General features: G+C 74.4%; 4 protein-coding genes. 2 read left to right on the forward strand and 2 right to left on the reverse strand.

Features of this window, described 5'->3' with window-relative positions:
• Positions 1-27 precede the first annotated feature (27 nt).
• Positions 28-1332, reverse strand: a complete 1305-nt coding sequence (locus ABTY59_RS29890) for an ABC transporter substrate-binding protein (RefSeq protein WP_352022177.1) — start codon at positions 1330-1332, stop codon at positions 28-30.
• 289 nt (positions 1333-1621) lie between these two features.
• On the opposite strand from ABTY59_RS29890, the gene ABTY59_RS29895 reads away from it, so the two are divergent.
• Positions 1622-4390, forward strand: coding sequence for a glycosyl hydrolase (locus tag ABTY59_RS29895; protein ID WP_352022178.1), 2769 nt, complete (start codon positions 1622-1624; stop codon positions 4388-4390).
• 119 nt (positions 4391-4509) lie between these two features.
• Here the strand turns inward: ABTY59_RS29895 and ABTY59_RS29900 are convergent, their stop codons facing one another.
• A complete protein-coding gene (locus tag ABTY59_RS29900) occupies positions 4510-5535 on the reverse strand; it encodes a LacI family DNA-binding transcriptional regulator (protein ID WP_352022179.1) in 1026 nt (341 codons plus the stop codon).
• Between the two features lie 312 nt (positions 5536-5847).
• Between ABTY59_RS29900 and ABTY59_RS29905 the strand changes: the two genes are divergently transcribed.
• Positions 5848-10602: a hypothetical protein gene (locus ABTY59_RS29905; RefSeq protein ID WP_352022180.1), complete on the forward strand. Its 4755-nt coding sequence runs from the start codon at positions 5848-5850 to the stop codon at positions 10600-10602.
• Positions 10603-10693: the final 91 nt, after the last annotated feature.

The following is a 10693-nucleotide window of genomic DNA, read 5'->3' on the forward strand; positions in this document are numbered from 1 at the left end:
TCCGCGGGACGGAGCCCGGCGCCCGCGTCAGCCGATGGTGTTCTCGACGCCCTTCCGCGCGTTCGACCAGGCCTGCTCGGGCGAGGTGCCCTTGCGTTCGACCTCGCTCAGCGCGTTGGTGATCTGCTGGGCGATGTTCTGGTCGTGGACCCCGAGCACCTGGACCGGTGCCGCCTTGGCCGCGTCGCCGAAGATCTTCCCGATCGGGGCGCCGGAGAAGTAGGCGTCCTTCGCGCCGGCGACCTTCTCGATCGCGCCCGTGGCCGAGGGGAAGTTGCCCTGCTTCTCGAAGAGCCGGGTCTGCTGCTCGGGCGCCGTGAGCCACTTGATCAGCTCGTACGCCTCCTTCTTGTGCTTCGCGGCCCGGGGCACGGCCAGGTAGGAGCCGCCCCAGTTGCCGGCGCCGCCGGGGAGCGGGGCGACGTCCCACGTGCCCTTGCCCGCCTCGCCGGCCTGGCCCTTGATGTAGCCGAGCATCCACGCGGGGCAGGGGATCGTGGCGAAGGAGCCGGCGGCGAAGGCCTGGTTCCACTGCGGGGACCACTGGTCGAGCTTGGCGCTCAGGCCTCCCTGCGCGGCCTCGACGGCGTGGTCCCAGGCGGTCCGCAGGGCGGGGTTGTCCTCCCAGATCAGCTTTCCGGAGGTGTCGTAGTACCGCTCCTTCTCCTGCCCGATCATGATCGAGTACAGGCTGCCGACGCTGTCGATCCACGCGCTCTTGCCCGGTGCCTTGGCCTTGTACTGCTTCCCGAGGTCCAGGTATCCGTCCCAGGTGGCCCACTTCTTCGCGAGTTCCCCGCGGTCGGTCGGCAGCCCGGCCTTCGCGAGGAGGTCGGTGCGGTAGCACAGGGCCTCCGGGCCGACGTCCGTGCCGAGTCCGAGGACCTCGCCTCCCTTGCCGGTGGCGGCGGACCACTTGGCGGGGGCGAACTGGTCCTTGAGGCCGTCCGCGCCGTACGTCCTGAGGTCCTCGAAGCGTTCGGCCTGCTGCTGGGTGACGGAGGCGATCCGGCCGACCTCGATGCCCTGGACGTCGGCGAGGCCCGCTCCGCCGACGAGCCGGGTCTGGAGGGACTTCCAGTAGTCGGCCTCGTCCTCGGTGTCCGTCTGCTTGATCGTGACGCCGGGGTGGAGCTTCTCGTACTCCGCGTAGAGGCCGGCCTCCTTGTAGCCGAACGAGCCGAAGAGGTCCACGGTGATCGTGACCTCGCCCCCGGCGCCGTCCCCGGACGCGCCGTCCGTCGAACTTCCGCAGGCGGTGAGCAGTGCCCCGGTGAGCACGACCGCCCCCCAGCGGACGGCGGTTCTCCTGGCGGCTCGGGCGATGGGCATGGGAAGCCTCCTTGGCTCCGGAACGAGCGGAACGTCTGAGAGCGCCCGAGCGTGTCCACAGGATCTGAGAGCGCTCTCAAGCCTGCGGGGGGAGCGTGCCCGCGCCAAGGGTGATCCGTCAAGGCTCGAAGGCGTAACGGACGAGACGCGTGCTCAACTCCTGCTTGTGTTCAATCCATTGACACGGTCGTTTCAGGGGTTCTACGTTGCCGACGCCCTGAGAGCGCTCTCACGCCGTTCCGCGGGCAAGCCCCCCATCCGTCGCGACGACGACACGAGGTGCTCCTTCATGCCAGCCCCCCGCAGCAGGCCGGCCGCCGTGCTGGTCCTGGTCTCCGCCCTCGCCGCCCTGGGACTCGGCCCCGCCGCCGGCCCCGCGGCGGCGGCCACCGTCCCGGTGGGCGCCGGAAGCTACTCCGACACCCGCCCCGCCGGCACATCGGGTCCCACCACCAACACCGGCACGCCCGTCACCCCCAAAGTCACCCCCGCCGCCCAGGGCAAGCCGGTCCCCACCAACGACTGGTGGTCCTCCCTCGCCTTCCAGCGGTACGGGGACAACCCGTACTCCACCCCCATGTACGGCCACCCGCTCACCTACCAGGCGGTCGCCGGCGGCCTGGAGATCGGCTACCCGACGAGCCCCGCCGTCGTGGGCGACGGCCGCCAGTACGAGTTCGCCCACAAGCGCGATCTCACCCTCGGCCTCACCGGTCTCAACGCGCCCGACACGAAGGCCGACGCCTGGTCGGACTGGACCGTCACCCCCTACTGGTCCGACGGCGCCCGCACCCTGCGCACCACCATCGGCCACGGCCTGCCCTTCGTGTACGCCAAGGGCACCGGCGGCGACGCGCGGATCACCACCGCCGAACCGCCCGCCGTCTTCGCCGACCAGGGCAACGTCCTCGGCATCACCGTCGCGGGCCACCACTACGCCCTCTTCGCGCCCACCGACACCGACTGGACCGTCTCCGGCTCCACCGTCACCGCCGGCCTCGGCGGCAAGGACTACTTCTCCGTCGCCGTCCTCCCCTCCACCGACGCCCTCGCCACCTACCGGAAGTACGCGTACAGCTTCGTCACCGGCTCCACCGTGAACTGGAGCTACGACGCCGGGACCGTCCGCGCCACGTACGCCCTCACCACCGAGGCCAAGGAGGGCACCGAACGTGGCACCCTCCAGGCGCTCTACCGCCACCAGTGGCTGCACACCACCGACCCGCTCACCCCGTACACGTACGTCTCGCCGCGCGGCACCATGAAGGTCCGCGAGGCCGCCTCCTTCACGACCGCGCAGCGGGCCGCCGCCACGCTGCCGGCGCTCCCCGGCGCCGGCGTGGACGCCGCACGGCTGCGCGGCTACCTCAACGAGGTGGCGAACTCCTCCGACCCCTTCTCCGGCGCCGTCGACACGTACTGGACCGGCAAGGCCCTCGGCAAGCTCGCCCAGCTCGTCCCCCTCGCCGACCAGATCGGGGAGGGCGCGATCCGCGACAAGCTGCTCGGTCTCATCAAGGGCCGCCTCCAGGACTGGTTCACGGCGGGCGGCGCCAACGAGTTCTCGTACGACCAGGCCTGGAAGACCCTCACCGGATACCCCGCCTCCTACGGCAGCGACACCGAACTCAACGACCACCACTTCCACTACGGCTACTACGTGTACGCCGCCGCGATCGTCGCCCAGTACGACCCGGCCTGGGCCGCCGACTCCGCATGGGGCTCCATGGTCAGGACCCTGGTCCGCGACACCGCCAACCCCAGCCGCACCGACGGCGCCTTCCCCTTCCTGCGCGGCTTCGACGTCTACGCCGGACACAGCTGGGCCAGCGGCCACCAGGGCTTCGCCGCCGGAAACAACCAGGAGTCCTCCTCGGAGTCGACCAACCTCAGCGCCGCCCTCGTGCTCTGGGGCTCGGCCACCGGCGACACCCAGCTCCGCGACCTCGGCACGTATCTGCTCACCACCGAGGGCGAGGCCGTCGCGCAGTACTGGTTCGACGCCGACCAGCAGGTCTTCCCCGCCTCCTTCCAGCACGACACCGTGGGCATGGTGTGGGGCAGCGGCGCCGCGTACTCCACCTGGTGGACCGCGAACCCGGAGGAGATCCACGGCATCAACGTCCTCCCGGTGACCGGGGGTTCGCTCCAGCTCGGCGGACACAAGGACGCCGTCCGGCGCAACATCGCCGAGATGGAACGCGAGAACGGCGGGCCCGCCGTCGAATGGCGCGACATCCTCTGGGAGTTCCAGTCCCTGGCCGACCCCGGCGCGGCGAAGGCCAAGTGGGACGCGGGCAACGCCGGCTACACCCCGGAGGCGGGGGAGTCGAAGGCCCACACCTACCACTGGCTGACGGCGCTCGACACCCTCGGCGCGCCCGACGCCTCCGTCACCGGCTCCCTGCCCACCTCCGCCGTCTTCCTGAAGGGCACCACCCGCACCTACGTGGCCCACAACCACGGCACGACCGCCCGCACGGTCACCTTCTCCGACGGCAAGTCCCTCTCCGTGCCCGCCCGTTCCACCGCGACCGGCACCGGCACGGGCGGCACCGACCCCGACCCCGAGCCGTCCACCGGCAACACCTTCCAGCTCCGCACCGGCGGAGCCCTCACCACCGCCACGGGGGGCACGGCCGGCAGCGACACCATCGCCTCGGCGCAGGGCACCAACCACGACGGCACCCCGGACCGGGCGCTCGTCTACGAGGCCAGGAACGTCAACGGCACGCTCAGGAGCGGCGGTTCGACCGCCTTCCGCCTCCAGGTGGACGCCGGTGCCACGGTCGGGCTCGGCCAGCAGGCCCGCGTCAGCTACGACCTCACCGGCGACGGCACCTTCGACCGTACGGAGACCTACCAGTACTTCGCGACGGACCCCGTCACCGGCTGGGAGGAGTACGCACAGGGGCGCGGCCTGAAGTCCGCCACGGGCGCGCTCGGCGACCTGCGCGGCGGCACGGTCCGCCTGGAGGTGTGGAGCGCGATCGGGAACGGCGACTCACGGCTCCAGACGGGCACGGACCGGTCCGTCCTCGTCATCCCGTACGACTGACCCCGGCCGAGGAGGCGGCGGTCCCGGGCAGGCGAGCCGGGCCCGCCGCCCCCCGCACGAGGTCAGGCGGAGGCGGCGGTGGACCGGCGAGGCCGGGGCCCGCCGTCTGCCGTACGTGGTCAGGCCGAGGCGCGGCGGACCAGCGAGGTCGGGGTGATCACGGACTCCGGGACCTCGGGGCCCGTCCCGTCGAGCAGCCGCATGAGCAGCTTCACCATCAGCCGGCCCATGCCCTCGATGTCCTGGTGCACGGTGGTCAGCGCGGGAACGGTCCGGTCGACCACCGAGGCCATGTCGTCGAAGCCGACGACCGCGACCTCCTCCGGCACCCGCACCCCCCGCTCCCGCAGGGTCCGCAAGGCCCCCGAGGCCATCAGGTCGTTGGCGACGAACACCCCGTCCACGTCGGGGCGGCGGTCGAGCAGCTCGGCCATCGCCCGGGCGCCGCTCTCCTCGGTGAAGTCGCCCCGGCACAGCAGCGCGGGGTCGGCGTCGAGGAGCACGTCGCGGTAGCCGTGGATCCGGTCGATCGCGGACGTCTGGTCGGCGGGACCGGAGATGTGCGCGATGTTCCGCCGCCCCAGACCCACGAGATGCCGCACGGCCTCCCGGGCGCCGCCCCGGTTGTCGCAGTCGACGAAGGGCACGGCCGGATCCGTGCCGGGGGCCGGTCGGCCCCCGAAGACCACCGGGATCCTGGCCCGCTCGATCACGGACGGCAGCGCGTCGTCGCTGTGCAGCGAGAACGCCAGCGCGCCGTCGACGTGCCCGCCGCCCAGATAGCGCGAGATCCGGTCGTGATCCCCCGGGCCCTCCACCCACAGCAGGACCAACTGGGAGTCGTGGGCCGTCAGCTCCCGGCTGATCCCGCGCACCTGCTGCTCGAAGAACGGATCCGAGAAGATCCGGAACTCCGGCTCGGCGATGATCACGGCCACGGCGCCGTTGCGCCGGGTGACCAGGGTGCGGGCCGCGTGGTTCGGCACGTAACCGAGCTCCTCGACCGCCCTGAGCACCTTCTCCACCAGCGGCGCCCGCACACCCGCACCCCCGTTGACGACCCGGGAGGCCGTGGCGCGCGACACACCGGCGCGTGCGGCGACGGCTTCCAGCGTGGGGCGGGACCCCGTGGTCTGCTCGGGCAAGGCGTGCGCTCCTCGGCTGCGTGGGCGGGGACGGGGCGGGGCGTGCGGTGTGCGTGTCCGATGGGTGCTGTGTGCTCCTGCGCGGATCAGGATATCCGCAAGCCCGCCCCGTCTGAGAGCGCTCCCAGGCGGGGCGGGCGACGAGGAGGGGTCCGGGGGCTCCTCGTTCGCCCGGGGCCGAGGAGATCCGGCTCTCCGGCGGCATGGACGAGGGCTACGACTTCCGCTGACAGCGCCGGTCTTCCCTGAAGTCGGCCGTCGAGCGAGGGGACGGCCGGTGACGTGTCAGTGGTCCGTGCGACGATCCAGGGCATGATCGTCTCGCTGGATGCCCTGTTGCCCACCGCCGGTACGCACGTGTCGACCACCTACGCGGACTGGGTCGCCGCCCACGACCCCGGTGCCGTCGACGCCGCGCGTGTGCTGGTGCAGGACATGGGGGCCGAGCTCAGCCGGACCTGGACCAAGCCCGGTGCCTTCGTCGAGGCCATGGCGGGGCGGGCCCGGCAGCTGCCGCCGGCGCATCTGCCGTGGTTCTGGGACACCGTGGGGCACCGGCTGATCGGCTACGGGAGCAGGCCGGGCGGGCGGGCCTTCGCGGCCGCCCGGGCCGCCGAGGCCCGGCACGGGCTGCCCGTCGACCCCGCCTACCGCCGGGCCAACGGGCTGCTGTTCGCCCGGGGTGGCGCCATGCCCGCCAAGGAGTTCGGCGCCCACCAGCGGTTCCTCGCCGAGACACTGGAGCCCGCCGAGGCGCACACCGCGCTGGAGGCGTTCCTCACCGCCTGGGCCGCCTCGCCCGCCGATCTCCCGGCGGACCTGGTGCGCCGCGTCAGGGCCTCCGCGAAGAAGGCCGGACACGGGGACGCGGAGGTCGCCCGGCTCGTGGCCGCGATCCTGTCGGTCACCCGCGAGAAGTCCGTGCCGGACGCCCTTCTGACGGCGGCCGAGCCGATCCTGACGGCCCATCCGCCGACGGACGCGATCGCGGCCGGTCTGGTGGAGGTCTTCCCCGCCGGGGCCACCGACGGCGGCGCCTGGCTGCGGCTGCTGATCGGATGCGGCGCGACCGGTGCGCTGGAGACGGGCCGGATCGTGCCCGGGGGCGGGCTCCACCAGTGGCTCGGCACCTTCGTCCGCATGTACCAGTACGCCCAGCAGCCCGGCGGCGGAGTCGGGCGCCAGCCGCTGCCGGAGGAGTTCCTCGACCTCGTCGGGCGTCTGGGGCCGGCCGCGCGGGCCGAGGCCGCGCCGGTGACCCTGCACATCACCCGCCACCACTACCAGGGCTTCGACGCGGACGTCCTCGACGCCTGCCTCGCCGCCGGACTGGCCGTCACCGACCCCGGCCCCGCCGTCCGGATGCGCTTCTGGGGCGAGAAGTCCCGCCGCGACCTCGCCGCGCTCGCCGCCGACCCCGTGTTCGGCCCCCGTCTGGAAGGCACCGTCCACGCCGACCTGATTCCGAGGTGGCCCATGGGGCGCCGACGGCAGCCCGGGTCCGCGGTGACGCTGCTCCCGGGCAACGAGGGCATCGCCCACGAGGTCGCCGTACGGGTCGGCAGGCTCGTCGAAACCGTCGGGGACGGCGGCATGGCCGGCGCCGAGGAGTCCGTCACCGAGCTGGAGACCCTCCTGGACCGTCCGACGGTGACGGCCCTCGGCGGGATCGCCGACGCCCTCGGCGCCGCGAGCGCGGCGGGCGCCCTGCGGCGCTCGCTCGCGGCCGGGCTTCCGGAGGAACTGGCGTGGCCCGCACTGGAGTCGGTGTACGCGGAGTTCGCCGAGGAGCACGCCCGGTCCGACCACGATGCCGACCCCGAAGCCCCTCGCGAGGACGGGCCCGTGCCCGGCGCACCCGGTGTCGTCGGCGTGACCTGCACCTGGCCCGTCCTCACCGTCTTCGGGACCGACCGGGCCGTCGCCGTCGACCCGGACGGGGTGCGGACCTCCTGCCGGTTCGCCGTCCCCGAGGACACGACGATGCACGCCGTCCACTACGTCGGCGGCTCCTTCCTCGTCAGCTGGTCGGTCAAGCAGAACCCCTACTTCTGCGACACCGCCTGCTGGGCGGACCGCCCCGACGAGCCGTTCACCCCGGACGAGCTGGGCGGCCTCGTGCCCTTCGGGGGGCAGCTGGACGGCGCCTACGGCTTCCAGTTCGAGACCGCCGACGGCGGAGGACGGCACGGCGGTCGCCACGCGCTGCGGCCGGGCGGCACGGAGGGCATCGACGGCTACGAGCTCCAGATCTCCGACGGATCCCGGATCTGGACCAACGGGGTGTACGGCGACCGTCCGTGGACGCCGGTCGATCCGGTCACCGGAGTGCCGGGGGGCAGCGCCGCGGTGCCCGGCTTCCCGGGCGGGCCCGCGAGCGCCGACCCGGGGGAGGGGACGGCCGAGGCCGCGGTGGCCCTCCACCTCGCGCCGCTGCCCGCCGGACTGGCCGGCTCCCCGCTCGGCAGCAGGGACGGACTCGTCGGCACCAGGATCCTGTTCCACACGCCCCACCGCGATCCGGCTCCCGACCGGTACCTGGTGCAGAGCATCGACGGGCGCACGGCCCGGTTCGGCGTCGACCGGCCGGGTCAGCGGCCCTGGGGCCTGTGGGCGCCGCCGGAGGGAGCCGCAGGGGACGTGGTCCTCGCCGAGGCCGAGACCTGGACGGGCGTGCGGGCGTACAGCACCGACGGCGTGCTGCTGTGGGAGCTGGACGGGCATCCCCCGGTCCGGCACGCACGGTTCAAGCCGCGCCGGAGCGTCACCCCTTCCACCGGCGTGGCCCTGCCCCCGGCCTTCTGGTACCTGCTCAGGACCCGGGACGCGGTGGGCTCCCGGGCGCTGCGGACCGTCCGCCGGGAGACGGCGGACGCCCTCCTCGCCGCCGCCTCCGAGGGACCGAAGGCCCTGCGCGCGGCCGTGGCGCGGGAGCTGCCGGACGTCACCGATCCCGTCCTCGCCGAGGCCGTCGTCGCGGTGGCGGCGCGCGCCGCCCGCGTGGAGGAGCGGCGACGCGCCCTGCACCGGCGCGTCACCCTCCTCTCCGAGGCGCCGCCCGTGCGGCTCCGCCGCTCCGCCCCGGACACCGCGCTCGTCCCCGCGCTCGTCGGCCTCGTCGAGAGCGGCGAGCCCGACCCGTGGCGGCGGACCCCCGACGTGGCGCTCCCGGCGACGCTGACCGCGCTCGCCGCCGACGGCGCCGGCCTGGCCGGGACGATCGTCGAGGAGGTGCGCCGCCTGTCGCCGCCCGCCCCGCCGCACGACTGGTCGCAGCTCCTCGGCGCGATCGACGCCGTCGCCTGGCGGGCGGCCGTGGCACCGACCCCGGACCCGGAGCGGGCCGCGCTGCTCGCGCTCCTGGACACCTGGGCCGACCAGCCGTTCGCCCGCGCGGGAAGCCGCTGGTGGGCGGGGCGGATGCCCGGCCCGGGGTTCGTGGACTTCCTGCGCTCGGACGGCACGCTCGCCGCGTCCGCGGGTGTACGGGACGGGGGCGCGGAGCAGTGGTTCGTGGCGCCCGTCGCGGAGGACCCGCACCGGGATCCCGTCCCCGGCCAGGCCGGCGAGGTGCGGCACGTGCGCGTGGAGCGCGACGACGCCGCACGGCTGCGCGCCCTCGTCGCCGCCGTCGACGCCCACGGGCCCGTCCCCGTGCCGGAGTCGGCGGCCACGCGCTTCGCCGAACTCACCGGCGTCCGGCGCCCGGTGGCCCGGCTCGTCGTCGCCGGGCTCGTCGGCCGCGCCGACCGGGAGGAGGACAAGTCCCTGGTGCGCAAGGCCCCGTACAAGGCGACCGCGCTGACGGCGACGTCGTACGAGGAGCTGCGCACCCGGCTGGGCGGCGCGGGCCGCAGGGCCGTCCTGGCCGCCGCCCTGCCCGACGACCCGACCGAGCTGTGGCGGCCGGGCGGGGTCGAGGCGGCCGTCGAGCGGATGGCCGGGGCGTGGCGGGAGCTCCTCGGGGCACGGCCCGCCGTGCACGACGACACGGCCGACGCCCTGGAGGCGGACCTCGGTCTCGGGGATGTGTGGGCCCGGCGCCTCGCCGGAGGCTACGAGGCCGCCGATGACGACACCGTGCCCGCGGCCCGCTGGGAGCTCACGGCGACCCGGCAGGGCACGGGCGTGGAGGTCAGGGCCGTACCGCAGGACGGTCCCGAACCGCCGTACCGCACGCGGGTGGGGCTCGCGCTGACGGACATCGCGAGCGCCCTCGTCTGGGCCTGGACGGACCGGCCCGTCGGCGATCCGGCGCTGGCCGGGGCGCCCGCCCTCCACGAGCGGCTGCGCGCCGAACTGGACCGCCCCGAGCTGCTGCTCGAACTCCCCGAGTACCGCGTCAGGGACACGCCGGAGGGGATCGCCGAGCGGTTCGGGCCCCGGCGGACGCCCGTGGCGGCGCACCCGGAGAACCAGGCCGAGCCGCAGCGCGCGTACGACTCCGGAGCGCTGGTGGTGTGCGCCCCCCACGGCACCGCCTTCCTGCGCCCCGCGGCCGTCGCCGACCCCGGGACGTGGCGGGAGGTCCGCGAGGTCACCGAACTCGCCGAGGACCTGGACCGGCTGTCACCGCTCCTCGCGGGCGGCGGGCTCGACCGGATGATGCGCCGCGCCCTGTCCGGAGCCGTACCGGCGGGCGCGTACGAGGCCGATCCGCGCCGGTCCTGCCCGGAGCTGGTCGCCCGCGTGGCGGCGGAGCTCGCCGTGGGCGGGGACGCGGCAGCCCTGTACCTCCAGCTGGCGGCCCTCGCCGCGCCCACCGACCGGAACGTCCGGCGGTGGAACGGCTGGTCGACCACGCGGCACACGGAGGTCCGGGCGGAACTCCTCGCCACCGGCGCCGTCCTGGAGGCCAAGCGGGCCCGGGCCGGCCGGACCCTGTTCCTGCCCGGCGCCTGGACCGAACTCAAGTCCCCGCACCTCCCGCTGGAGACCGCGAAGCTGTCGACCCACCTGGTGCGCCCGGTGGGGGACAGGTGGATCCACTCCCCGTTCGTACGCATCCTGCCGACGGCCCCGCTCCACGAACTGTTCGAGGAGGCCTGGGAGCGGACCCGCGGCTAGGGGGTGTTTCGAAAGTCCCGCACAGCACCCGCGGCGCCCGGCACGCCCCCTCGCCGCACCGGCCAAAGACCCAAGTAGCTCCGCTACGAGG

It is taken from the genome of Streptomyces sp. NPDC096079, from assembly GCF_040303145.1.
Lineage (GTDB): Bacteria > Actinomycetota > Actinomycetes > Streptomycetales > Streptomycetaceae > Streptomyces.

Excerpts from the sequence above, each read along its gene's own strand:
- ABTY59_RS29890 (WP_352022177.1), bottom strand. The coding sequence starts at position 1,332 with ATGCCCATCGCCCGAGCCGCCAGGAGAACCGCCGTCCGCTGGGGGGCG.
- ABTY59_RS29905 (WP_352022180.1), top strand. The coding sequence starts at position 5,848 with ATGATCGTCTCGCTGGATGCCCTGTTGCCCACCGCCGGTACGCACGTG.
- ABTY59_RS29895 (WP_352022178.1), top strand. The coding sequence starts at position 1,622 with ATGCCAGCCCCCCGCAGCAGGCCGGCCGCCGTGCTGGTCCTGGTCTCC.